19 protein-coding genes and 1 CRISPR repeat array are annotated in these 25,613 nt (G+C 37.5%); of the genes, 1 reads left to right on the top strand and 18 read right to left on the bottom strand.

The window, feature by feature from the left end; genetic code table 11:
* The 7 genes from RQ893_RS02260 to RQ893_RS02290 all read right to left on the bottom strand — a co-directional run.
* Positions 1-1,065, bottom strand: a 1,065-nt coding sequence (locus RQ893_RS02260) for an arginine deiminase family protein (protein ID WP_311481428.1), incomplete at its 3' end; no start/stop codon positions are given.
* Positions 1,066-1,614: 549 nt separating this feature from the next.
* Entirely contained in the window at positions 1,615-2,322 is a 708-nt protein-coding gene (gene larD / locus RQ893_RS02265; protein ID WP_311481429.1) for a D/L-lactic acid transporter LarD, read from the bottom strand.
* Between the two features lie 15 nt (positions 2,323-2,337).
* On the bottom strand, positions 2,338-3,615 hold the full coding sequence (gene larA, locus RQ893_RS02270; RefSeq protein WP_311481430.1) for a nickel-dependent lactate racemase: 1,278 nt from the start codon (positions 3,613-3,615) through the stop codon (positions 2,338-2,340).
* Between the two features lie 704 nt (positions 3,616-4,319).
* Entirely contained in the window at positions 4,320-10,772 is a 6,453-nt protein-coding gene (locus RQ893_RS02275) for an InlB B-repeat-containing protein (protein ID WP_311481431.1), read from the bottom strand.
* Positions 10,773-11,016: 244 nt separating this feature from the next.
* The gene (locus tag RQ893_RS02280) at positions 11,017-13,764 is read right to left on the bottom strand and encodes an SHIRT domain-containing protein (RefSeq protein WP_311481432.1); all 2,748 of its coding nucleotides are present in this window, start codon (positions 13,762-13,764) and stop codon (positions 11,017-11,019) included.
* A 200-nt stretch (positions 13,765-13,964) separates the two neighbouring features.
* Positions 13,965-14,978 (bottom strand): type 2 isopentenyl-diphosphate Delta-isomerase, encoded by a 1,014-nt coding sequence (gene fni, locus RQ893_RS02285; RefSeq protein ID WP_311481433.1) that lies wholly within the window; start codon positions 14,976-14,978, stop codon positions 13,965-13,967.
* Positions 14,979-14,989: 11 nt separating this feature from the next.
* Complete coding sequence (locus tag RQ893_RS02290; protein WP_311481434.1) at positions 14,990-16,258, bottom strand: LCP family protein; 1,269 nt, start codon at positions 16,256-16,258, stop codon at positions 14,990-14,992.
* 169 nt (positions 16,259-16,427) lie between these two features.
* Here RQ893_RS02290 and RQ893_RS02295 point away from each other — a divergent pair, with 169 nt between their 5' ends.
* On the top strand, positions 16,428-17,744 hold the full coding sequence (locus RQ893_RS02295; protein ID WP_311481435.1) for a sodium-dependent transporter: 1,317 nt from the start codon (positions 16,428-16,430) through the stop codon (positions 17,742-17,744).
* 109 nt (positions 17,745-17,853) lie between these two features.
* On the opposite strand, the gene RQ893_RS02300 is transcribed toward RQ893_RS02295, so the two are convergent.
* From RQ893_RS02300 to cas5e, 11 genes are all read right to left on the bottom strand, one after another.
* A complete protein-coding gene (locus RQ893_RS02300) occupies positions 17,854-18,078 on the bottom strand; it encodes a hypothetical protein (RefSeq protein ID WP_311481436.1) in 225 nt (74 codons plus the stop codon).
* A gap of 2 nt (positions 18,079-18,080) precedes the next feature.
* On the bottom strand, positions 18,081-18,254 hold the full coding sequence (locus RQ893_RS02305) for a hypothetical protein (RefSeq protein ID WP_311481437.1): 174 nt from the start codon (positions 18,252-18,254) through the stop codon (positions 18,081-18,083).
* Between the two features lie 48 nt (positions 18,255-18,302).
* Entirely contained in the window at positions 18,303-18,476 is a 174-nt protein-coding gene (locus RQ893_RS02310; RefSeq protein ID WP_311481438.1) for a hypothetical protein, read from the bottom strand.
* Positions 18,477-18,523: 47 nt separating this feature from the next.
* A complete protein-coding gene (locus tag RQ893_RS02315; RefSeq protein WP_311481439.1) occupies positions 18,524-18,697 on the bottom strand; it encodes a hypothetical protein in 174 nt (57 codons plus the stop codon).
* A gap of 52 nt (positions 18,698-18,749) precedes the next feature.
* Positions 18,750-18,944, bottom strand: coding sequence for a hypothetical protein (locus RQ893_RS02320; protein WP_311481440.1), 195 nt, complete (start codon positions 18,942-18,944; stop codon positions 18,750-18,752).
* A complete protein-coding gene (locus RQ893_RS02325) occupies positions 18,934-19,149 on the bottom strand; it encodes a hypothetical protein (protein ID WP_311481441.1) in 216 nt (71 codons plus the stop codon). The genes RQ893_RS02320 and RQ893_RS02325 overlap by 11 nt, the downstream gene beginning before the upstream one ends.
* A 6-nt stretch (positions 19,150-19,155) precedes the next feature.
* Positions 19,156-19,362 (bottom strand): hypothetical protein, encoded by a 207-nt coding sequence (locus RQ893_RS02330; RefSeq protein ID WP_311481442.1) that lies wholly within the window; start codon positions 19,360-19,362, stop codon positions 19,156-19,158.
* Between the two features lie 358 nt (positions 19,363-19,720).
* A CRISPR array of direct repeats spans positions 19,721-22,188; the repeat unit is 28 nt; unit sequence GGATCATCCCCGCTTGCGCGGGTACCAC.
* A gap of 51 nt (positions 22,189-22,239) precedes the next feature.
* On the bottom strand, positions 22,240-23,187 hold the full coding sequence (gene cas2e / locus RQ893_RS02335; protein ID WP_311481443.1) for a type I-E CRISPR-associated endoribonuclease Cas2e: 948 nt from the start codon (positions 23,185-23,187) through the stop codon (positions 22,240-22,242).
* A complete protein-coding gene (gene cas1e, locus RQ893_RS02340; protein ID WP_311481444.1) occupies positions 23,138-24,076 on the bottom strand; it encodes a type I-E CRISPR-associated endonuclease Cas1e in 939 nt (312 codons plus the stop codon). Before cas1e ends, cas2e begins: the two co-directional genes overlap by 50 nt.
* Positions 24,073-24,723 (bottom strand): type I-E CRISPR-associated protein Cas6/Cse3/CasE, encoded by a 651-nt coding sequence (cas6e, locus tag RQ893_RS02345; RefSeq protein ID WP_311481445.1) that lies wholly within the window; start codon positions 24,721-24,723, stop codon positions 24,073-24,075. Before cas6e ends, cas1e begins: the two co-directional genes overlap by 4 nt.
* Positions 24,724-24,732: 9 nt before the next feature.
* Positions 24,733-25,431, bottom strand: coding sequence for a type I-E CRISPR-associated protein Cas5/CasD (cas5e, locus tag RQ893_RS02350; protein ID WP_311481446.1), 699 nt, complete (start codon positions 25,429-25,431; stop codon positions 24,733-24,735).
* Between the last annotated feature and the right edge of the window lie 182 nt (positions 25,432-25,613).

Genomic DNA, 25,613 nt, shown 5'->3' on the forward strand with positions numbered 1-25,613 from the left:
GCCTGGAGCGATGGCTAGGGTGTTTGATCCATCTGTCCATTGTTCACGAAGGGCAGCGATAGGGTCCCCGCCCCCACATGGGATAAGCTTCACATGATCAAGATCTAGGGCATCTTTTAGTAAGTCTTCTAGGCTCTTATCAAGTTGTTCTGATACAAGCTCCCCGTCACTAGCTGTAAAACGATAAGCGTGGAAGGTGCTGATGATGCCTGGATGGTAGGTAAAAGCATCATGGTCAATCTGAGTAAATACAGTATCAAGGTGCATATAAGCTCTCTCAGCAGGGATATTAACTGCGAGCACTTCCTTAACTTCATTGTCATCGGCTAAGATTAAATTTTTCGCAAGTTTTTTAATAGATTCAAGCTCTGTTCTCTGGCTAATACCAACCATCACAAGGTTTTTATTGATATTTAAGATATCCCCACCTTCTATAGAGTGGCCAGAATTTCTTCCATAAAAATCCCTTGTACCACCATATTCTTTGTGGTATTTGAAAATATACGAAGCGTAAATAGTTTCCCTACGTCTAGTCCTGGTATGCATACAGTTAATAGAAACTCCATTAGCTATAGAAGAAAATGGATCCCTTGTAAAATATAAGTTTGGCATAGGATAGATAGCTGAATAGGACTTGTTGCTAATAATCTTATCCTTACTTGTAAAACCACCAACTTCTTTAAGGGTAATGCCAGACATGGTTTTTTCTACAAAAGTCTTGGTGTCCTTGATTGATTTAAGAAGGGCTTCACACTCCTTATAAAGATTTTCATTGTTAATACCAGCTTCCTCTAGGTATTGACTTAAAAACCTATCACGAAGACCCTCATTAGCATCAAGAGTTTCTGCCATCAAGTCTTCAAGATAGACAACCTCAGCCCCATTATCCCTAAGAATCTTTGCAAATTCGTCATGTTCAGCCTGGGCCTTGGCAAGGTCAGGTATATCATCGAATAAGAGTTCCTCAAGCAAGAAAGGTGTGAGATTTAGAAGTTCCTCACCAGGTCTGTGGAGCATAACTTTCTTCAAAGTATTAATCTCGTTGTTAACGTTTACTTTTTCCATAATCTCTCCTAATAAATTTCTTTCAAAAAAGGACTAGTGCTGACACCTATGTCAACAAAAGTCCTTATTATCAACCAGCCACCCGACTAGTATCTTTAGATTCCGTTTTCCTAATATAATTATAACACGAATCTAAACCCTTGACAAGATATATTATGGTAAAGTCAAAGTTTTACACACCATCAAGAAAACAAAAGAAATCCCCAGCCAAAGCAAAAACCCAGCGCCTTCCCAAACGACACCACATGTGGAGGAGGTATCTCATGAATTTGATAATTTCTCTTCGAATTTTCTGGTCCTTTATGAGATTTCTCCCGTCTCCATGAGCCGACGGGCTTGCTCTTCCTAGGTTCGAGACGGCTCTGTTGGACTTGGGAAATATCCCACAAACTCTGGACCAATCACGAATTGACTCTGAAATTAAAAATATCTTAATAAAAAATAAGCGGAATGTCTCTTATATTAAGATAAATTCCGCTTAAATCATTATTAAATTACTTGGTCTTTTACTTAGGTCAAAGGCCTAAGCTTTTACATAGAATATTTTTCCTAAAAACCAAGATAGAACTTAGCAAATAGGGCAGCTGCAATTGCACCTACATATGGGGCAATGCCTGGAATTGTTAGGCCGTATTGCCAATCATTATCTGTTTTGTTTTTGATTGGTAGTAGGCTATAAGCAAGTCTTGGACCTAGGTCTCTGGCAGGATTCATAGCAAATCCTGTTGGACCACCCAATGCCATACCAATTGCCCATACTAACAAACCAACACCTATTGGCACAAAATTTGGTTGGTTTTTAACAAGACCTAATATTGATGATAAGAAAATAAAAGTTGCAAAAAACTCTACAAAGAAGTTTCTAGGAAGGTTTCTAAATATAGGGTTTGTTGAAAATATATTTCTTACCTTAACTGGGTCAATGTCTAGGGATGAATCAAATTGATCCTTGTATAAGACATAACAAATTAAAGCTCCGACACACGCTCCCAAACATTCAACTATAACATATGGTATAAAGTAGGACCATGGTATAAGACCTAGGATAGCCTGGCAAAATGCCATGGCTGGGTTAATGCATACATCCCCAAATACTACTAAAACTATAGTGATACCAAATCCCCATGTTGTAATGGCAAACAAATGGCCTGATCCTTGGTATTTAGCCTTGTTAAGTACCTCATCACAATGAACGCCCACACCAAATATAATCATAAGGGCAGTTCCTAAAAATTCTGCTATTAATTTTGAAATCATATTCGCTCCTTACTATTAAGCTTCAACAACTACGCCTAAACCATCTGGAATAACTACTACTTTAGCATCTTCGCCCATTATATCAAAGGCTAATTTCAAAGCGTCATCCATAGTTCTTGCAAGCTGCATGTGTAAGTCAGTAACAAGTTTTTCATCTATTTTGTCAGATACCAAAATTACATGGTAGTGAGAAAGGATACGGGCAAAAATTTGAGAAGTCCATTGGTCTGGCACAGTTTCTAATCTTGGGGTATTAATAGCCATATCTTCAAATTCTTTTGCCTCTTTTACATCGGCAATATTGTGATAGAAACCTTCACCACCGTGACCATCACCACAAGCACAACAGCTAATGATTACTCCACCTTCTTTAACAGTTGCTTCAGCAGCTGTCATACCCTTTACAGCTTGGTAAATATTTTGATCAAGAGGAGCTCCACCATTTGTAGTAATGGCTATATCACAATCAATCTTTTTAACGCTGGCAAGTTTCCTTACAAAATCACAACCAACCTTGTGAGCTTCTTCCATATCACCTGCAAAAGAACCGATAATTTCGTGTTTACCATTCAATACAACATTAATAATGAAGGCAAGATTTGCTTTTCTTGCTGCATAAACCATGTCTTCATGGATTAAATTGTGGTTTATATTTCCGGTTCTTGAATGTTTATCATCTATAAATTCACCACTGTGGTTAGCCATGATTGTTTTATAAGAAGCAACCCCTGGCAAAACTGATTTTCTTCCACCAGAAAATCCTGCGAAAAAGTGAGCTTCAATAAATCCTTCAGCAATTAACAAATCACATTCTGCAGCGATTTTGTTGATTATGCAAGCTCCACCACTTGGAAGAGTTCCGATTTCTTTCATTGAGCTATCATCTGTTGAGACGTGCATTACAATTTCTTCGTTATCTACAATCTCTTGACCGTATTTATTTATTAATTCTTCCCTAGTTGATGGACGATGGAAGCCTGTTGCTACAAGAATACGGATGCGGGCATCTGGGTTAGCACTGCGTATTCTCCTTAGTAGAATAGGTGTAATAATTTTTGAAGGAACAGGGCGAGTGTGGTCTGAGCTAATAATTACTATATCTTTTTTACCAACAACAAGTTCTTCTAGTTTCTTTTGTCCGATTGGATTATCTAGAGAATCTTCAACCAGCTCTTCTTGGGACTTACTTGCCTCGTAGTGAGTTTGTTTTCCTTCTAGTTTGCCTGCAAAATTTTTATCTTCTAATACGACCTCCATACTTGTATGATCGTAAGGTACATTGATTTTAAACATTTTAACATCTCCTATCATATTAATAATTATTCAACGGATAGATTATAACATCAAAAATCACCAATATCAAGGTAATTTTTATAACTATTTGTAGGTATAAGTGGATAAATTTCTAGAAGCCTATGATTTTCAAAAGTAAAACGTTTTTGTAAATTTGAACTTTAAAAGCCATTGAATTATATATATTTTTTATAACGTTTTGATTATATATGCAAATTGAGTCCGTGCATTAATATGCAAAAAATATCAAAACCCACTTACATCTGCTCATAAATAAGCGTCTATAAAAATTTTAGAAGGAATAATACCGATTAACAAGCGGTGAAAATAAGACGAAATACCAAAAAACTTAACTCATTCCCAGAAATGTTCTGCATAGATTTTTACCTACAAATATTTTCCTAGTTGAAATTAGGTATAATTATTAATTTTAATAAAAAGCAAAATCTTCACAAGCAGTCCCAACAGTGTCTTTAAGATATAAATACAATGACATTCTCAATCTTCTATGTGATATTTCATCAATGAATGCTCATTTTTGATTGTGCTTATAATTAAATAAAGGGGTTCTTTGTGCCTTAAAGCAAATTCCTCCACCTGCTTCATTGGTAGTTGTCTTTGATCCTTTTCCTTTGATCAACTCATTTGAATACAAAAAAACTCAAGGTCCTAAAACCTTGAGTTTCTTATTCAGAAGTTAAATCTTACTTATCTTCATCTTCTTTTTTCTTTGTTGCAAATAGTCCTGCTAGGGCAGTACCCATTAAGCCTATTAGGCCGCTTACAGAGCCGACACCAGTCTTAACATTCTTAGCGCCTGCTTGGTTGCGTTTCCTGCTAGCTGCATTCACCTTTGAATCCTTGTTCTTAGCTGGCATAGCTACTGCACCTTTTTCAGCTTTTTCTACAAGTCTTCTATAAGGTAAGGCTTTTGAAACGCCGTCTTTGAAGGTAAGGACAACATTGCCCTTATCATCCATTTCAACTTTGATAGCATCTGGGTTTGCCTTCTTAACTGCTTTCAAGATAGCATTCTTCTCAGCTTCAGTTAAATTATCTACATCTTTAACCTTTACCTTTTCATCTGGTAGGTTTGGAGTTCTTTCATGCTTACCATCATCACCTGGTTTATTTGGATCTTCCTTACCTGGTTTATTTGGATCTTCCTTGCCTGGTTTAGTTGGATCTTCCTTACCTGGTTTAGTTGGATCTTCCTTACCTGGTTTGTTTGGATTTTCCTCACCTGGCTTGCTTGGATCTGTTGTTCCACCTGTTGAGCCATGGCCATTATTATTGGTTTTAGCTTTCTTAACAGTTTTATCTGCTGGAATTGTTCCAATTGGTTTGCCATCTTTATCTTTTACAGTTACTGTTCCATCGTCTGCTACTTCAACTTTTGCGCCTTCTGGTAATGTGCTATTGCCTTCACCATCTTTGTTTGCATCTTCAACAGCTTTCTTAACTTTTTCTTTTTCTTCTGGTGTTAATGCTTTTGAGTTTGCTACTTCTACTGGTGTTGCTGGTGCTTTGATTTCCACAGCTTTCTTAATTGTTTGGGCTGGTGTTAATGTTGCACTCTTACCGTCTTTTGTTACTGTTACATTACCTTTGTTGTCAACTGTGATATCTGTATCTTGTAAGTTTAGATCTGGGTTAGCATCTTTGATGGCTTTTTTGATTTTGTCTTGTTCGTCTTCTTTAACATTTTCTGGATCTGCAACTTCTACTGGTGTTGGTGCTTTAACAGCTAGTTTTGTTTCATCTTGTTTTACTGTCTTAGCTGGTTCTATTGTTCCAATAGTATTGCCGTCTTTGTCTTTGACTGTGACTGTTCCATCGTCTGCTACTTCAACTTTTGCGCCTTCTGGTAATGTGCTATTGCCTTCACCATCTTTGTTTGCATCTTCAACAGCTTTCTTAACTTTTTCTTTTTCTTCTGGTGTTAATGCTTTTGAGTTTGCTACTTCTACTGGTGTTGCTGGCGCTTTTACATTTGTCCCTGGTGTAGCTTCTCCTGCAGCTGATTCGTTATCATTAGCATCCTTTGCTTTTGCTGTAACTTTTTCGCCAGCTTTGATTTTATCTTTTGGAAGTGTTACAACACCTGTTGTTTTATCTATTGTTATAGAAGCATCTGTGCCTTCTGGAAGCTTCCACTCTCCATTTTCTTTTGTAGCTACAAGTGTTTGATTATGTCCATCTTGGTCTTTGTATTCTATAGTAACACTCTTTGTATCTGCATCTGTTGGTGGTGTTACTGTTACATCTCCATTGTCTTCAACTTTTACAGCTGGTTTTTCAGGAGCTGTTGTATCGTTTGAGTTTCCTGTAGCTTCTGGTGATACTTGTGTGTCAGCTTTTTCTTTTGCTTTTACTTCTTCACCTTTAGATAGCATGCTAGCAGGGATTGTTACTGTACCAGTTTCTTTGTCTATCTTGATATTTGGGTCTGTTCCATTTGCTAGTGTCCAATTACCGTCTGCACCTTTTGTTGCTGTAACAATTGTTGCTGGACCTCCAAATGATATTTCTAGTGTATCAGATTCTTTATTATTTGGTGATACTTTTACACTACCGTCAGCTACTGCTTCTACAGTTGGTGCTTTTAGTTTTTCAAGAACTGTATCGGCTTGTGAAAGTTGTCCAACTTTTTGATTGTCTCCAGTTCCTTGTGTTACTGTTACAGCTCCGTCATCAGAAACTTCGATATTATAACCATCATCTTTTAAGCTTGGGTTTGCTTCCTTAACAGCTGCTATTACTGCATTCTTTTCATCGTCTGTTAAGTGTGACTTATCTGCAACTTCTGTTTTTGCTGGTGCTTTTAAAGGAATTTTATTGTCACTAGGTTTAGCTTGTCTAACAGTCTTATCAGCTTCGATAGTTTTATTTCCATCTGTTCCCATTGGTACTGTTACTGTACCATCAGCAGCAACTTGGATTTCTTCATCTTTGAAGTCTAAGTCTTTGTTTGCTTTTTTAACAGCATCTTTAACAGCTTGTTTTTCTGCATCAGTAAGTTGAGCAGGATTTGATACTGTTGTTATGGCTGGGTCATTTAATGTTTTGCCAGCTCTATCAAATGGTTTTACTGTGTCTTCAGCTTTTAAAGTTCCAGTTTGCTTTCCATCAGCAGTTGTTACTGTTACATTACCTTTGCTATCAACTTCAACTTTATCACCATCAGCAAGATTGTTCTTTTGTTTAACAGCTGCAGCTACCTTATCTCTTTCTGCTTGAGTTAAATCAGTTGTATCTTTTACTTCAGTTTTTTCTGGAGCGGTCAAATCAAGTATTGTATCTTTTTGTACGACTGTTTGATCAGGTGTAAATGAACCTGTCTTACCGTTTTGGTTAATTTTTACAGATCCGTCATCATTTACTGTGATGTCGTCATCTGTAAAGTTTCTTTCCGGGTTAGTTTCCTTAATAGCATCTTTAACAGCTTGTTTTTCCTTATCAGTTAATGAACTTGCATTATCAACCTTAACTGGTTCCTTTGGTGGGTTGAATTCGTTTTGAACTTCTTTTTGTTTAATTGTCTTGTCTGATGCTAATGTGCCAGTCTTTCCACCTTTTGTAACTGTTACTGTTCCGTCATTAGCTACTGTTACATCAGCTTCTGTTATTCCTTTGTCTTTATTTGCTTCAGCAACTGCTTTCTTAACCTTGTCAATTTCATCTGATGATAATGATTTAGTATCTTTAACTTCAACTTTTTCTGGATTATTTAAAGTTAAAGGATCTTTGTCAGTCTTTTCCCAAACTGCATATACAGTCTTAGGTGCAGTTACATTATTTAAAATGTTAGTATCAGCTTCAGTAGCACCTTTTGTATCTGCCCAACCCTTGAATGTGAATCCATCTCTTGTTGGTGTAGGTGCTGTTACCTTTCCATCTTCAACCTTAACATTACTTGTGTCCTTACCGTCACCAAACTTACCTTGATTTGCATCAAAAGTAACTGCTACATCTTCTGAATAAACAGCATAAACAACTAAGTGTTTTGTTATTGGTGTTTCATTAGTAAAGATTTGTTCTTTTGATAGTGCATTGAATTTATCAGCTGTAACAACTGCCTTATTTCCTAAAGCTTTTTTACCATCTTCAGTAACCCAACCTAAGAAGTTCTTGCTTTCTAGACTTGGTGCTTCTGGGAATTTATCTCCAGTATTTGCTTCAACATTAGCACCCTCAAAACCATTTGCCACATAGCCTTCTTCGCCATAGAATTTTACGTTATCTGGAGCTATTTTTACTTTTTTATCTTTACCATCAGCAAAACTACCAGTATTTGCATCAAATAATACCCTAGTCCTAACTCTTGTTTCGTAAAGGTCAGAAGGAAGTGATGATCCGTCAGATGCAGTAGAAACAAACTTCATGTCCTTTAATAACTTAAGTTGTTTTTCAGTTTTATCTATTGAATGATAGGTGAGCATTTTAGCAAGGTCAACCCTATATTGATAAGCCCTATATTCCTTTTTATCATCATTAAAGTGTGGGTCGAAGATGTCAGACTTAGGAATAGTAATCATCTTACTTACATCTTCACCAACTAAGTTGCCATCTTTATCGTATTCATTTTCGTCAGCTTCTACTTTGGCATATAGGTAATTAAGCTTATCAGCATAATTTTCAAACAGGGTTCTTACCTTACCACCGTCATATTTGGTATAACCTACAATCTCAGAGGTATCTTTTAAGAATTGGTCATTATTACCTTTAAAAGCTCTTGGGTTCTTGTAAGTATCATCTTCACCCTCTGCTATATCATTTGTAAAGATTTGTTGATATGGAGTGTAGAGCGACTTGTTGATAGAAAGGATTGATGATTTGTCTGAGTGGTCAGTCCATGTAAGTTCCTTAACAGTCTCTTGAGCTTTTTCTAGAGGTCTATACTTAAACCAAGATTTTCTCTCAACAATTTCTTTTCCATTTTCATCATATGCTTCTACAATAATATCTTTTCCTGGTTCTAATTTTTTTGTATTAATATAGAAGTTTCCAGCGGAGTTTAGTATGGATCTATTTGGTAATCCTGTTAAAACTCCATCAGTATCTTTGAACTGCCAGAGCGTTCCTATTTTAGGTGTAGTGAAAGTAAGTGACTTTTCCTCTGTTTCACCTTTTAGAGTGTATTTTAACTTAAATGAAGCTCCCCTTGGTTTATCAGTATATATGTGCATATTGATATTTCTATCTTTTTGTAAGGTTAGGGTTGCTCCACCTTCGTTTAGCTTAGTTCCGTTGTGGATTTCAAGGAAGTTTACAGGCTTGTCATGGTCTTTTGCGTATGGCATGTAAACTTTTATCTTGTCTCCAGGTTTTACAGTAGCACCTTCTCTAAGGTCAAACTTATAGATACCATTTGCATATTTTTCGATGGTTTCAATACCCTTACTACCAGTTATATAGTAAGAATAGTAGCCTTGTTGCTTTCTAATGATGGCATCTTCGTTACCGATTTGAAGCATTATTTGGCCATCTGTAGGGTCAGTAGTTGTGTCTATTATAAAAGATTCGCCTTCATGAGCTACATATCCGTCGTCATATGTTTTTTCATAGGTAACCCAACCGTCTTTATTTGGATTGGTCCAGCCGGATATCATTGAGTAATTAAGCTTTCTAGTTTTATCGATACCAGCAGTTTTACCTGCAAATGTATCTTCAAACTTACCCTTGTCTACAACATAGTCAATGGCTGTGATGTAGAAGCCGGATATCATTGAGTATTGGTCATGTTGTGGTATCTCAACCTTGTTAACTCCATCTTTTTGGAAGTCATGGGTACCAATAACTAGGTAGGCAAGCTTACCATCTGCTGATTTGTTAAAGTCTTTTTTCTTAATACCAAAATTGTGTGACCATTTTGATTTAAGTCTTGAATTTTCAAGAACATTAACATAGGCTACATTGCCAGCGTCATCTTCCTTCAAATAGTTAAGAAGGTTTGCGTCAAAGACTTGGGTAAAGGCAATTGGTTGTCCGCCAACTGTTTCTCTTACTATGGTATTGGTTTGACCTGTATATTGAGTTCTGATTATACCAAGATTCTTTTCGTCCTTGTATTGGTCTGGATTGGCAATAAATTCCGACATAACAAATTCTTGAGCAGTAGCATTATTGCCGTCTTTTTGGTAGCCACCTTTAATAAATAGTCTGTTCACCTTATCTTCAAGAGAAACTGATGTTGTCTTGGTATAAGTGGAATAGTCCATGGACGTTCCCTTTGGAGCATAAGCATAGATTCTCTCACCCTTAGTGTCAGCAAGTCTCATTTGAACAATGTAGTTTTTTTGACCTAATTTTTCAATTGTTACGCCTTCTTTTAAAACTAGGTTGATAGGAAGGTTCTTTCTTTGATTTGTTAAGTCCCCTCTCAATACGCCTAGGTCAACAATTCTCTCCTTGCCCTCATTAAATGGTTCTAGATTTCCCCTTTTAGCTTCGTTACCTGCGATATTTACACCAACCATGTAGGACTTGTCGTAGTCGATGTATTGGTCAAGGTCTCCAAAGTTAAATATAGCTCTGTACCAAACACCAGTTGCTGCTCCACCCTTTTCCTTGTAAACCATTCTAAGTACGGTTCTACCGTTGGCATCGACAAAGTTACCATCGTAGTCGATGTCGTTCATTTGAACTGGTTCTGATGTTGTAACTCTTACAAGTTTTTGATTATCGCCAACCTTCCAACGAGATTTATCTTTGATCTTATTTTCCCAGTTTGCTTTATTGTAGTAGGTTGCGCTTGATGTAGCGTCTATACTTCCTTGCGCACTTGTATCGCCAGATGTCTGTGATTCTGGATTAACTTCATTTCCAAGTTCAAGGACTTCCTTATTTTCTCTCTTAGCCTTTATTTTTTCTTCAATAAATTTATCTAGGTCAAACTCATTGTCTGAAGCCATTTTTTCCTTGGCATCATTTTCCAAGTCTTTTATTTCTTTTTCACTAAAACCTTCATCAGTGAGCTTTTTTATTTGCTCTTTACTAAAGATGCTAGCAGACTGTGTTTGATCAGCACTCTCATCAACTCCACTTACATAACTAGACTGGTTATCTAAATCCTCTGTAGCCAAAGCTGTTTGACTACTAAGAACAAATGAAATAGATAAGGCAGCAACTAAAATGCTAGACTTCTTATTTTTCATACTCTCTCCTTCTTTGTTTACTTTTTTCTAAATTACAAATTTTAAACATATTCTCTCTTTTTATATTATATAATATTAGCCAGCGGCAATCAAGATGGTTTTGATGACTAGGTGGATAAAAAGCCATGGAATCTAAAGCTTCTTCGTGGAAAACTCCAAAATTAATTGCCAGAAAAATATTATTAATATTTTATACCCAAAATATCAAAAAAACTCAAAGAAATTTCCTTGAGTTTTATAATGATTAGTTTTTAGTCTTCCTTATTTTTTTGCTTAGGTATAAGCCTGCGCTTGATAGGGTTAAGATTGTGCTTACAAGCTCTAAGCCACCTACACCTGTCCTTGGGCTTTGATTTTTATTAGCCTTATCCCTTCTTGGCTTTGCTAAGCTTTGGTCGGCTTCTACTAACTTGCCTTTGGTCTTTTCATTATTAGCTGTCTTTGTAGCCTCATCATCAGTTTTATTTGTTTGCTTGTCTGTTTCATCTTTTTTAGGCTTAGGGTCAGCTGGTTTTGCTTGGTCCTGGTCGATTATTTCATACAAGGCTGTGTATTTCATTCCTTCAACAAAGTCCTCGTCTGATTGGAGTTTTGGACTCCAACCAACAAATTTCATTGACTTATCCCTTGGAATTACTGTAGGGATGATAAGTCCCTTATCTTGGGCTTTGGCTTGGGCTAAGGTTAATGTTTCCTTGATATCAAAGGCGATTATCTGTCCATAGTCAAAGGTTGGATTGTATTTTAAATACCCATCCTCACCAGGTATGAAATATAGCCTCTGATAGCCCTTTGGAATCGGCCTATAAATATCAGTGTTTACCCTAATTACACCCTCATTTGGCTCTTTATTTTCTTCGCCATCTGTTTTATTTTCATCTTCCTTATCACCACTATTTGGACTTGGTGTATTGTCGGTTGTAGTAGAACTGTCACTTGTATTATTATTTTCTTCGGGATTGGTAGTTGAGCCTGGATTTTCTTCGTCAGTGTTATTTCCCTTATGATCTTCCTCACTCGGATTTCCAGAGCCTTCATTTCCTCCCTGGTTAGGATTTTGGGTACTGCCCCCACCTTGATCTGGGTCGGTTTCTTTTTTATTTTTCTTAAAGGTCCAAGTTCCTATAAATTTGTTCTCGCCTAGCTCAGAAAGAGTAAGGTAAGTCTTATCCCAACTAGCAAAGGTCCAAGTCCCATCATCAACTGTGATAGGTTCAAATTGTTTAGTAGGGGCATTGATGGTTTTTCCCTCATCTGCCATGACTGGCTCTATGCTCTGGGCTTGGTCTTTGATAGATTTAGGAAGGTCATGGCCGGCTGTCCCACTCTTAAATTCATAGCTTATTCCAATTTGTTTGACAAATTTGCCGTAGATGGTTGTGGCTTTTGTTATTGGTTTATCGAAATCAAATTTTGTTGTGTAATTCTCATCAGCAAACCAAGCTACAAATCTATATCCTTCCTTGCTAGGGTCCTCTGGCTTTTGGATTTTTTCATTGTTGCCAACACTTTGACTAGGAAGATCTACCAAATCCCCGGTATTGAAAACAACTTGGTGGACTTCTTTGGCGTCCTCATAGTTTGCCTTGCAAGTTATAAAAAGCTCATCCAAACTAGAGCTAGTTGGCTTTACTTCATTAGGGTTGGCGTAAACAAGTTTTATTTTCTTATCAAATTTTGATGGTCGGTTTTGATTGATGAATTTTACATCATAGATTAGGTCAAAACTTTCCATAAATTTCGCAAGTCCACTTGTTGGAAAATCAAATTTTTTATAGGTTTTGCCATCTTCTTTAAAACTTGTGCTGGTAAGCTCAACTGGATTTGATCTTTCATTTGCTCTCAAATATAATTTCTCTTCCAAGGTCTTGTCAGTCGCATCTTCTTCAATTAAGAAACTAGGATTTATTAAATATTGCTCTTTGTCTGCCCTTTCTAAGACTTCCTTGTAGTCATTTTTTATATTAGAAAGTTTTACATTGCCTATAAATCTCACTGTATCACCAGTGGCTAGGTCAGGAGTTCCATTTACTTGTTCATAGTTATTTTGATTAGATTTTTTTAGGTAGGTTTTGTTAGCCTCTTGACCAAAACTTAAATCGGCAATTTTGCCAGTAATTTTCATACTAGCAGAAGCTTGGTCATTAAAATTTTCTCCCCCATTTTGGCCTGTAATTGGATTCTCGCCTTCCTTGTCAAAATAAAATTTGCATTTAAGAGCAAAGGTGTGGTCGGTGTTTAGTAGATTTTTATTGTCTTTTTCGGTTAAATGGGCATGCCTCTTCCATTTTTCTGGACTAAAAGGATATTTTCGATCTTCAACAAAAATTTTGGTAGTAAACTTTATTTTTAAGTATTCATCACTTTTGATGCAAACTGGTTTTATAAAACTTATCTTAGGTTCACAGGCTTCGGAATTGACAAAGCCTTGACTACGAAATGGTTCTGAAGTTCTTGTTAAAACCACTCCTGTCGAGGAATCTTTCATATTTAAATAACTATACTTAAAACCACTAACAAAAGCTCTGCTTTCTTCTCTAAACCCAACTGGGTATAACTCAAAACCTCTGAGCCTAAGATTTTTTGAAGTTTTGATAGGCGAATTTTCATCTAGGTTGGCATCTAGGATTTCTCCCAAGTAAATATCCTTGTCAGATTCATTTTTTATAAGAAATTCCCACTCTGTTTCCTTATTATAAGAATCAAGGTAGTCGTAGATAAAATTATTTACTGGTTTTAAACTTGTTTTAACAACTAGGTTTTCACTAGGATTTGTTTGTGGGTCTGTATTTGCTAAGGCAGGAGATGAGGCAGCTCTTTCACCGCTTGTAAGATTTTCTTTTTTTGTTTTCTCTGTATTATTTATTGGACTCTTGTCTTGGTGCTTGTTTTCAGAAGCAACTACCTGCTTAGGTTCAAAAGCTATAGGTGTGAGTTGACCTAAAAAAATTGCACTTGCTACAATTAAAGATAAAGCTCTTTTCTTTTTCAAAATATCCTCCTTGCACTTTTCTTTCCTTAATTTTACTATATTTGGCTATGGTTTGTAAAATATTTACAATATTTATTACTTATCCATCCCCAGGTCATTTTTTGCTATTAATCTCCTTTCCTATTTTTTTATCAAAACATAAACAATAAAAAACCAGCAAGGTCCTAATAATTATAGGTCTTGCTGGTTATTATATATTTTTAATCAACTAGGTCTTTTAGCCTGCCGGTTAGCTTATAATCTACTTTTTTTAATTCTGCTATATTTTTAACTCCTAAAAGAGCCATGACTATTTTTAATCTTTTATTCATATCCTTTAAATAATCAAGACACGCTTCATAGCTACCAAGTAGGAGATATCTCAAGGCTTCACCGCTTAAGGCTGTCATGTCAGCGCCTATTATTATCGCCTTTGCCATATCAACTGCGGTTTTTATACCGCCAGATCCTATAATAAAAACATCTTTTGATAGGCTTCTTGCATCTATTATGGCCTTGGCTGTTGGCACTCCCCAATTGTAAAACTCCTTGTAGTCTGATACAAAATCTCTCATATCTTCTATTTCTATAAAGTTTGTACCACCACTACCTGAGACATCTAGGTATTTTACGCCTGCACCTATAAGCTTCTTTGAGACCTCTTTTGAAAGTCCATTGCCAGTTTCTTTGACAATTATTGGCACATCAAGTTGGCTGAGCAAGTTTTTAATATTGTCATAATAGCCTCTAAAATCCTTGTCGCCTTCTGGCATAAAAAGTTCTTGGGCTACATTTAGGTGGATTTGAATGGCGTGGGCATCAATCATGCCCGCTGCATTTTTGAAGTCTTCAAGGCTTCTTTCTGCACCTAGGTTTCCTATTCTTACAAGGTCTTTTTCTTTGATAAGGGTAAAGCTCTCAGAAGCTTCCTCATCCTCTAAGCCAATTGTCTGACTACCTACTGCCATTGGGATATTAAGGCTTTGGCAAATTGATGATAGGTCTTCATTAATGTCTGCACTTAATTCTCCTCCCCCAGTCATGGCATTTACCATAAGGGGCATAGAGATTTTCCTGCCCAAAAACTCAATCGAGGTGTCGATTTCATCAAAATTTATATCTGAAAGACTGTTATGGTCAAGATATATATCATCAAAAAGCGGGTCATTATGACCAGAAGTTTTTAGGTAATTTTCAATATGTTCGTCTTTTCTTTCACGTCTTTTGCTAATCATAAATTTTCCTACTATTCGCTATCTCCTTTGTCGCCAGATGATTGGTCTGAATTTAAGCCTGGTTGGTATTCAATCACTCCAGGATCAGATGGAGGTTCTTTGGTAGCTGGTGGTTCTGGAGTTTTTTCCTCTCTCGGACTTGCTTCATTATTGCCTGTGCTTGTTTCAGATTTATTTTCTTGGTAAGTTGGATTTGGTTTTGAGCTAGGTTCTTCCCATCTTGGCTCATCATAATCATAGGTATTACCAAAATTATTGTAGTTATATTCTGGCTCATAGGATTGATTGCTATTTGTATTAGGCAGGAAGTTAACTGGTGCATCATATTCAAAACTAGAGTGGTTTGATTCAGGTAGACCTGAGTCTTCTTCCTTCCATTTTCTAAGTTTAAAGTCTGCAAAGACCTTATCAACTATATCCCATGTTCCTCTTTCATCCGGTATATAATAACTAATATTATTTATATAGGCTCCATTGCCTGGAACTATAAAGGTTTCTACCTTATCAGATGAGAAATTTGGTATATTTTTTACTAGGTCAACTATAGCGCTCATTGGTAGATTTGTTTTTACATATTTGATGTAAGAAGAAATCACAGTCATTAGGTTCATTTGGCTTGATTTTTTGACCGCTTGGTCTACCATTGCCTTAACAAAATCTTGTTGGGCATGAACCCTGCCTATATCTCCATTTTCATATATATGTCTAGCTCTTAGATACCACATTGTATCAGTACCATTAAAGTGATTCATACCTGGCTTGACATTAAGGGTCCATTTTTTGATATTAACACCCTCTGGCACTTCATAATCAACTCCACCAATGGCATCAACAATATTAACTAGGGCCTTGTAGTTGATTTGGACATAGTAGTCAATATCAAGACCTAGGAAATTTCTCAAACTCTGAAGAGTTAGCTCAATACCACCAAAGGCGTGGGCGTGGTTGACCTTGTCATAAGAATTTCTTACAAGAACCCTAGAATCTCTCGGAATTGACAAAATTTTGATTGTGCCGTCTTTCACATTTGCCTTCATTAGCATAATTGTATCCGTACGGGTGAAATCTTCGTTGCCTTCTTCACCTGCTGCCTGGTCAACACCAACCATTAGTATTAAATATTCATCTTTACTTGTTTTAACTGCCTGATCTTCAAATAACCCACCATTAGCGTAAGTCTGAGAATTTGTTCTTTGGTCTAGAAAATCAAAAACAAACTTACTAGCCACCAATGATACGGCAAAAACAAAGATTAGGGCAAAAAATCTTTTTATTTTCATAATTTTTCCTTTTCTCGATTCATTATACCCTAAATCTCTCCCATCTTTAAATTAGTTTTGAAATATTCTTACATATTTATCAAATATCTCCGTCCGCTTGATTATTTACTGAAATTAATTATAATTAGAGTATTAAGCGTAAATCGCAATATCTTATATTGGAGTTATTATGGAAAACAGAAATAAATTTTCTTCAAAATGGGGATTTATCATGGCTTGTGTAGGCTCGGCTGTAGGCCTTGCTAATGTTTGGGCCTTTCCCTATCAATTAGGAGCAAACGGCGGATTTGCCTTCCTTTTGCCCTACTTATTATTCGCTTTTATCTTTGGCAGAGTTGGTCTTGCTGCAGAAAATGCTATAGGTAGAAAATATAAGTCAGGGCCAATGGTCGTTTATAAAGAAGCCTACAAAGAAAGAAATATAGAAAAATTTGGAAATATCATTAGGTGGCTGCCAATGGTGGGGGTAGGACTCTTATCAATTGGCTATGCTGTAGTTATTACTTACGTCCTAAAGGCTTTGTTTGATACAATCTCTGGCGAACTCTTCTCAGTGGAAAGTGCCGCTTGGTTTGAATCTATATCGACTAATGACTTTAGGGTAATCATCCCACATTTTATCTTGATGGTTCTAGTATATTTTGCCCTTGCCTACGAAACAAAGGGGATAGAAAAAACCAACAAGCTAATCATGCCCCTCTTTTTTATTCTCTTTTTAGTCTTAGCTGTCAGGGTGTTTTTCCTAGAAGGAGCCCTAGGCGGATATAAATTTATCTTTAACATGGATTTGAATAAACTAAGAGATATCAAAACTTGGGTTGCAGCCATGGGCCAAGCCTTTTTTTCCCTATCTTTGGTAGGGACAGTAATGGTAGTCTATGGTTCATACTTGCCAGATGATGAAGATGTTATAAGAGCTTCTACCATCACCATGGGACTTGACACCCTATCGGCAATGATTTCAGCCTTTGTCATGCTACCTGCTTGTTTCGCCTACGGATTTTCACCAGAAAGCGGACCAAAACTACTCTTTGTAGTCTTGCCCCAAGCCTTAAAGGCCATGCCATTAGGAAGACTCTATGGCATAATTCTCTTCCTAGCTGTAGTCTTTGCAGGCATCTCATCAATCCAATCCATGCTAGAAGCCATAACCGAAGCCATAGTGTATAGGTTTCCACATTTAAAAAGAAAACTTGTCCTAATAGCCTTAATTACAATTATCTACCTAGTAGGTATATTTATAGAACCGATAGCAAAATGGGGCCCATGGATGGATATAGTAACCATCTACATCCTTCCAATCAGCGGAATAATCGGTGCTATCACTTGGTTCTGGATAATCAAAAAAGACGAGCTCCTAGCGGAAGTAAACAAAAGCGTAGAAGGCAAGTACGGATCTGTCTGGTATTACACAGGCAAATTCATCTTCGTACCCCTAGCCGTAGTCCTATGCTTTATAGCAATGAGATACCATATTTCATTCTAATTAGATTTATAAATCAAAAAAGGCAAGACCAAAATAAATGGTTTTGCCTTTTTGATTTATTTTTTAATCTGAGATTTCAAATCATTTATAGATGTATTATTAGAAAATCTCACTTGTTTTTTTGCTTTTTACTCAATTGTTCTTGAAACTTATAAAATCTCCTTCTATTTTCCCTTATTTCTTCAGCAATTTCCTCGGCAGTCCCATACTTTTTTTCGCTTAACTCACCAAACCTTTCCCAATCTTTTTTACTCATTGTAAACACTGTATGCATTAATTTTTTAAATAAAAACGAATATTCTTTTTCTTCTTCTGGTGTTAATTCTCTATTCATAACTAATCCTCATCTGGGGCATAGAAAACTATGCTTTTGCCTTCATTTTTTGCTTTTTTAGACTCTTTTTTGTACCATTCTATACTTTCTTTGTCTTCTTCTGTTAGTTCTACGTTATAGTCTTCTGGCGTGCCTTCGCATAAAGCAATCATCATTATCCTATATTCCCTATTCATTTTTCATCTCCCATATCCTATAAATTCAAAAACAATCATTAAAAAAGCTTAATCCATATCAGGAGCATAAAAAACAATATGCCTCCCCTCTTTCTTGGCCTTGGCACTTTCTTCCTGGTATCTCTTAATTCGTTCTTTTTCTTCTTCTGTGAGTGTTATATCATAATCATCAACTTTTTCTTCCCCGAGCGCTATACCTATAATTAAATATTCCCTATTCATTTCAATCCCCTATCTTTTATAAACTCAAAAATAATCCTACAAAAAGTTTAATCCATATCAGGAGCATAAAAAACAATATGCCTGCCCTCTTTCTTAGCCTTTTCAGACTCCTTTTTGTACCACTCGATAGCTTCCTTGTCTTCTTCTGTAAGAGTGATATTATTATCTTCAGCAGTTGTATCCCCCAGTGCTATTCTCATTATTAAATATTCTCTATTCATTACTAATCTCACTTATTAAGAAAATTCACCTTCTATTACAAATAATAACAAGCTACATTCCCGAATTATTCATACCTACAACTTGCCAAAAGCCAAGCGTGTCACCAGTTATTATCTCCGGCCACTCCTTCTTTAAGTAATCAGCTGTAAGCTGCCATTCATTTTGTTCTTCAGGACTCAAAGCCTCCCATTCTTGTCTTTCTTTTTCGTATTCACAAATTATTTTAATTTTATAGTTATTTTCCATTTTTACCTCTATTTTCAATAATACTCATCGCATCTTTCCTAGATATTGGAATAGCCATAATCCTACCCGTATAAATAGCAAGCATATCCCAATCAGTAATACAATCCTTCGCATCAGGATCATATTTTTGAATTAGAAAATTTTTTCCTTCCCTAATCAAAAGATTATTCAATTCTTTAGATATATGATAATTGTATTCTTCCATTTTATATCACCTATTCTCATTGCTTTCGTTAATGATACTATTAGCTTCGTCCTCACTTATGGGCCTAGAAGGCATCTTGTCAGTAAAAATAGCAGCCATCTCTATATCAAAAATCCATTTTTTATTAGAAACATCGTATCTTTCTATCATGCCACCTTTACTATATCTAATCAAAGTATTCCCATCATCATATGCTATACAGTAATTATACATACCTGCTCCTCACTTAATTAACCAACAACATTAGTTGGATCTTGAAACATTCTTGTTTTTAAAATCTGAATTTAATAAATAAAATTCTGTAAATAAGTCGACTTGAATTTCATATAATATAATTTTGATAGTTAAAAATTGATAACAGTAGAATTAAAAATTGAAAATAATTTAAGAAATGATTTTTGAAAAAAATAGATAATTAATAAAAATCGAATCAAAAAAGTATTAATACTTCCATTAATATTATACCCTTTGCGGCCTGGTTTAAACATAATAGAAAACTATAATTTAAGTATTATAAATCCCGCGTGTGCGGGTAGAACTGAAAGAAGATTTGAAGAACCCTCTAACAAGGGGATCATCCCCGCTTGCGCGGGTACCACAGGTATTCTTTCCTCCATAATTACTCCTTTGTGGGATCATCCCCGCTTGCGCGGGTACCACAATAAAATGAAAGGGCAATTATTTTTTTATTTGGGATCATCCCCGCTTGCGCGGGTACCACCTTGGATTCTTTTTCGCTTTGTCCGCCTTCACTGGATCATCCCCGCTTGCGCGGGTACCACATGGGAGCCTTGGAACCTAAAATTTGAGGTAAGGGATCATCCCCGCTTGCGCGGGTACCACGGTAAAAAAAATCAATAGCACACGCTCTCTTTGGGATCATCCCCGCTTGCGCGGGTACCACTAAGTTATAGATTGTAACTTCCGATACGTCAGGGGATCATCCCCGCTTGCGCGGGTACCACTCAGTTTGTTTTTCAAACTCTGACCTAATTACAGGATCATCCCCGCTTGCGCGGGTACCACCTGTCATAATCGTAATTGATACGCTCGTACTTAGGATCATCCCCGCTTGCGCGGGTACCACCTTACTTAAGGTTTACTTATGGGCAAGACCCGGGGATCATCCCCGCTTGCGCGGGTACCACTCACAAATCACAGTAAAATAATAAGACGCATCAGGATCATCCCCGCTTGCGCGGGTACCACTTTTTAAGAGCGTTCAAAAAGGTGAAGCGGAAGGGATCATCCCCGCTTGCGCGGGTACCACAATGCAGGAACAAAGCAAGCTCCTATTTATCCAGGATCATCCCCGCTTGCGCGGGTACCACTGGAGACGGCTTACCCTACCTACATCAGTGCGGGGATCATCCCCGCTTGCGCGGGTACCACTAAAAATTCCCTATCAATCAAAAATGAAGCTGGGGATCATCCCCGCTTGCGCGGGTACCACTTGGTTTCACTGATTACTGATATCACTTTCTTAGGATCATCCCCGCTTGCGCGGGTACCACGAGGTACTCAATGATGAGAATTTACCTTTAGAGGGATCATCCCCGCTTGCGCGGGTACCACGCAAATTAATATCTCTAATCAATAAATCTTTCAGGATCATCCCCGCTTGCGCGGGTACCACATCTTTTTTCTATCAATTACCTTTACTTCTTCAGGATCATCCCCGCTTGCGCGGGTACCACACTTTAGTTGATAAAAAATATTATCAATAACAGGGATCATCCCCGCTTGCGCGGGTACCACTGACTTTCTATAAAGTTCAAATGCTAAATCGCGGGATCATCCCCGCTTGCGCGGGTACCACGACTAATGGCTTTAGGTGGTGGAACTTTTTTAGGGATCATCCCCGCTTGCGCGGGTACCACTGGCTGGTCTACCTGGTAAAATCGGGGGCTGGGGGATCATCCCCGCTTGCGCGGGTACCACAATTCAAGATTTTTTTCAATTTCTTTTATGATAGGATCATCCCCGCTTGCGCGGGTACCACATAAGGCGTCATACATAGCTCCAGCTATCTCCGGGATCATCCCCGCTTGCGCGGGTACCACCCCCACTTATAAGAGAATGGTTTCTCTTAAATGGGATCATCCCCGCTTGCGCGGGTACCACGACGGTAAAATTATTTACTTAAATAATGATGAAGGATCATCCCCGCTTGCGCGGGTACCACTAGATTGCTCACGATTATAAGCATCAATCAAGGGGATCATCCCCGCTTGCGCGGGTACCACACTTTTTAAGAAAGGATAAGATATGAAAGATAGGGATCATCCCCGCTTGCGCGGGTACCACAAATTCTTAAAGTCAGATACCATAAGTACCCCGGGATCATCCCCGCTTGCGCGGGTACCACTGTAAGTGTAAGAAAAATAAAATTATAGTTGTAGGATCATCCCCGCTTGCGCGGGTACCACGGTAGAATGTTAAAGTGTAACTAATTTTAGATGGGATCATCCCCGCTTGCGCGGGTACCACTAGTGATTATATAAATTTCGGGCGAACTTGGCGGGATCATCCCCGCTTGCGCGGGTACCACTTTTCTCCGCTTCTTACTTCTTCTATAGTGTAGGGATCATCCCCGCTTGCGCGGGTACCACTTGTCTTCAGTTACTGTGATTTCAGATGGCAGGGGATCATCCCCGCTTGCGCGGGTACCACGCTATTATCTTTTCGACCATTCTTATATTAAAGGGATCATCCCCGCTTGCGCGGGTACCACGGTGATGCTTAGGGCTGGATTTTTTCCGGACTAGGATCATCCCCGCTTGCGCGGGTACCACGGCAAGCTTGAAAAAGAGTATATACCTGATACAGGATCATCCCCGCTTGCGCGGGTACCACGAGGTTTTGTATACATGATTAAATACTTTCTCAGGATCATCCCCGCTTGCGCGGGTACCACCATCTGGAGGGGACTTAACTTCCATAGCTTTAGGGATCATCCCCGCTTGCGCGGGTACCACGCAATTAATGACTACATCAATGCGGAGACTTGGGGATCATCCCCGCTTGCGCGGGTACCACATTAAAAAGATCCCATTATTTAGCCAATTGATATACTGATTCTAGACTATTTCATTCACTTTGCTTTTCTAGCCTTTTTCTAAGTTTGTCTAGCTTTCCTATTAGCTTTTGAATTATCCTCACATCTCCTAGAGCTCTGTGTGGCACTGTTTCTTCAATCCCGTATTCTTTTACCACAGTTTCTAACTTATAATTTTTGAGAAATAGTTTGTCATTTTTTACATATTTCATGACATCATAGGTCATATTTTTGACTTTAGGCTTTTCCTGTCTTTTTAAGGCCTCATTTATAAATTTTATGTCAAAGTTTATATTATAACCTATTAGGGTTTCATTTCCTATGAAATTAATAAAATTATTTATGGCTATTTCTTCTTTTTCCCCGTTTTTCAAATCTTCATCACTTATTCCAGTTAGGTCACTTATTTTTTCCGGAATCTTTATTTCCTGTCTTACAATTGTAGAATATTCCTTATTTACTTTGCCAATTCTTACGGCCCCTATTTCAATTATCCTATCATTTATCGGGTCAAGACCTGTCGTTTCCAAGTCTATTATTACATAAGCTTTGGTATTTTCCTGGGATTTTAATCCAGAATATTTTTTTGCCTTTCTCATTTTAGCGGCCTTGCTAAAGCCAAGTCTATTTTCTTTTTTACTTTCTTTAGGATTTGTTGGTGTAAATACCAAAGTAATTCCGTCATACTCTATTGGTATTTTATTTGAATTATGAGTTTCAAAGTCATAGCCAATTTCGTTTCTTGCGGCGTAGGTCATTGTGGCTTCGCCGCTTCCTACGCTTTCTACTACTCTGTCCCGTAGCTTTTCCCTTATTTTTGAATTAAAATTTCCTACATAGACTCCTGTTGATATTTCTTGCATCCATTTTGTGAGGTCTCCCCTTAGTGATGGCGGGGAATTTTTTAAGGTTATTACTGTTAGTGGCATTCTAATCCTCTCTGTAAGATATGCCATATTTGGCGTTTGTATCCTTATCATCCCAAAGCTCAATGGAATCTATCTCTAATCTCTCATCAACTGGCACATCCATCAGATATTGTAGGTCTTCTACAATTTTTCTCATTAATTTCCCATCGACCATCTTATCCCTAAGGCTAAGTCTAGCGAGCTTTCCAATATCGTCGCCTTCTTTGTGTTTAGATGCGAGTTCAAAGGCTAGGGGAATTGTGATTTCTGCCTTGTAGAGGTCGGCTATATCGTAGACAAAAGACTTGTCATGGCCTGTATGGACAAAGCCCAGTCCTGGACTCATGCCCAAGGCAACTATAACACTGTGACAGACTCCGTACAAGGACACATTTAGGGTAGAGAGAGCCTGGTTTACGGGATCTCCATCCTCAAAATCATCAACCTTGTAATCTCTTCCTTCCCATTTTATATTGAATTTTTTGGAATAGTCACGATAAACTTTTCTAATCCTCGATCCCTCTCTGCCACGAAGTTGCTGCATGGTTAGGTTTGACACGTCTTCACCCTCAAAACGCATAGCGTACATTTTCCTAGCAACAGCAAGTCGCATCCTTTTATTTGAAACTAATTTAGCTTGTTTTTCCAAAAACCTAGTCGAATGGGCAAGGCTTCTGCCGTGGGCATAGTGCCTGACTCCCCTTTCACCTACCCAAATTACAGATGTACCAACATCCCCTAGAATTTCCATGGCTCTGTGGCTGATATCTGTGCCTGGCCCTAACAAAAGGACTCCAATAAGGGATACAGGAATATTAACAACACCCCTGTAGTCACTAACTGTGATTGCACTATCTATCCTATTTATCTTTGCATGTTCGACATAGATAAAACTTACCCTATCAGAAATCCTTGGCAGTTCTGATAATTCTGTCTTTTTTGCCCCTGCTATATTTTTCATTTTTCTGGTATTATTGTCAAAAACCCACAACCGTAGGCTTTTTTCTTGCCGATACCATTTACTAGGGCTTCTTTGAATTTTTCTAAGTCTATAATAGTAAGTTGACCATCATAAGTCGCACTTACAAGATTTTTTCTCGATTTTTTAATTTCACCCTTGTCGGTATGCATAAAATATTCTTTTTCTATCTTACTTATCTCAAATTCACCAAGCCTAACTTCAAAGCCATTTCTTGTTGCCTTATCAATTAAAAATTCATTTAACTTTTCATTTGGCACTGGCATAATTCGCCCACGCTTTGTTGGATTTTCCTTATCTTTATAGGCTCTAACTGTGTTTAGTTTTATCCTAAATTTCGCCCTCATTCCTTCCTTTAAAGAATCTAGAAATTCATCATAAGTCTTGACTTCCGCTGAGGAATCTAAGCCGTATTTTTCAAGCTTTGCTATATCAGGCTTATTTTCACTTAGGATAAGGAGGTAATATTTGTCATAAATATTATCTATTCTCCATAGTTTTCTAGAGCGATTTTCTTTTGAAAATTCTGGAAAAGAATCCTCTACCCGAGCGTGGTAGCAACCGAGGTGGGTCAAATCTTTCATCTTCCTTCTGTTGTTTATATCTATTTCTACTCTTGATAAATACATGTCTTACCCCTATACACTTGCGTAAAAGTCTGGTGGATTATTTTCGCTTTTTGCTAGCACGATACTCATTCTCGCCTCAAATCTAGGCCCAAACTTACGCTCCTTTTGTGAAAAAGAAACAACTCTGTCGTTTCTAATTGTGTGAGGATTTTCTGGCAAGAGATCTTTATCTGCATAAATATCTGCGCGATAATTTTTATTTTTCTTTTTATACCAATTAGCAGCCTGCCAATCTAGGTTTTCCAGGGCCTCTATTGGACCTTTTTCACTTGTAGTCAAGATAAAACTTCCTGGCAATGGACAAGAACGCCTGCCCATAAAAGGTTGAAAATATGGGTATTTCAAAGCTTGAAGAATCTCATCCATCCACCCCTCATCTTCGTGAGAAATAGCTACGACAAAGACCGCATCTTCCATATAATAACGATTTGTTACATAGGTTCTTTCAAGTTCTCCACTTGGCTTTACTTTTCTAGCTATGTGGTAGTCTTTTTTTAGAACTCCTTCTTGGTCAACCCTCACAGCAAAATTAAGGTCATTGAGTTTTTGTATTTTCTCATCTTCCTCTCGCCTATAACCAAGACTTGCGGCTATTATCCCAATTACTCCAGATTTGGATGGATAATAGTCACTCATCCTCGTTTCAAAACGAGATGAAGTTCCCCATGACTGCATGGGACCTGTTAATTTTAATAAGATAGTTTTCACTATTATCACCTAGGCTTCTATATTTTTTTCTATTTGAGCCCCCAAATCTTCTAGGAGGTCATTTAGACTTGCTTCTGACTTTCCTATCTCATTTACTTCTGTATCGCCTAAGATTAAATAGGCTGTGAAGATTGGTTTATCAAGGATTTTGTCGTATTTTGTGTATTCAGCAAAAAGTTTTT

The sequence above is a fragment of the uncultured Anaerococcus sp. genome, from assembly GCF_963510915.1.
GTDB lineage: Bacteria > Bacillota > Clostridia > Tissierellales > Peptoniphilaceae > Anaerococcus.

What these genes read in the sequence shown, in the direction of transcription:
- larD (WP_311481429.1), bottom strand. Translation starts at nt 2,322, where the DNA reads ATGATTTCAAAATTAATAGCAGAATTTTTAGGAACTGCCCTTATGATT.
- larA (WP_311481430.1), bottom strand. Translation starts at nt 3,615, where the DNA reads ATGTTTAAAATCAATGTACCTTACGATCATACAAGTATGGAGGTCGTA.
- RQ893_RS02275 (WP_311481431.1), bottom strand. Translation starts at nt 10,772, where the DNA reads ATGAAAAATAAGAAGTCTAGCATTTTAGTTGCTGCCTTATCTATTTCA.
- fni (WP_311481433.1), bottom strand. Translation starts at nt 14,978, where the DNA reads ATGATTAGCAAAAGACGTGAAAGAAAAGACGAACATATTGAAAATTAC.
- RQ893_RS02290 (WP_311481434.1), bottom strand. Translation starts at nt 16,258, where the DNA reads ATGAAAATAAAAAGATTTTTTGCCCTAATCTTTGTTTTTGCCGTATCA.
- RQ893_RS02295 (WP_311481435.1), top strand. Translation starts at nt 16,428, where the DNA reads ATGGAAAACAGAAATAAATTTTCTTCAAAATGGGGATTTATCATGGCT.
- RQ893_RS02300 (WP_311481436.1), bottom strand. Translation starts at nt 18,078, where the DNA reads ATGAATAGAGAATTAACACCAGAAGAAGAAAAAGAATATTCGTTTTTA.
- RQ893_RS02305 (WP_311481437.1), bottom strand. Translation starts at nt 18,254, where the DNA reads ATGAATAGGGAATATAGGATAATGATGATTGCTTTATGCGAAGGCACG.
- RQ893_RS02310 (WP_311481438.1), bottom strand. Translation starts at nt 18,476, where the DNA reads ATGAATAGGGAATATTTAATTATAGGTATAGCGCTCGGGGAAGAAAAA.
- RQ893_RS02315 (WP_311481439.1), bottom strand. Translation starts at nt 18,697, where the DNA reads ATGAATAGAGAATATTTAATAATGAGAATAGCACTGGGGGATACAACT.
- RQ893_RS02320 (WP_311481440.1), bottom strand. Translation starts at nt 18,944, where the DNA reads ATGGAAAATAACTATAAAATTAAAATAATTTGTGAATACGAAAAAGAA.
- RQ893_RS02325 (WP_311481441.1), bottom strand. Translation starts at nt 19,149, where the DNA reads ATGGAAGAATACAATTATCATATATCTAAAGAATTGAATAATCTTTTG.
- RQ893_RS02330 (WP_311481442.1), bottom strand. Translation starts at nt 19,362, where the DNA reads ATGTATAATTACTGTATAGCATATGATGATGGGAATACTTTGATTAGA.
- cas2e (WP_311481443.1), bottom strand. Translation starts at nt 23,187, where the DNA reads ATGATAAGGATACAAACGCCAAATATGGCATATCTTACAGAGAGGATT.
- cas1e (WP_311481444.1), bottom strand. Translation starts at nt 24,076, where the DNA reads ATGAAAAATATAGCAGGGGCAAAAAAGACAGAATTATCAGAACTGCCA.
- cas6e (WP_311481445.1), bottom strand. Translation starts at nt 24,723, where the DNA reads ATGTATTTATCAAGAGTAGAAATAGATATAAACAACAGAAGGAAGATG.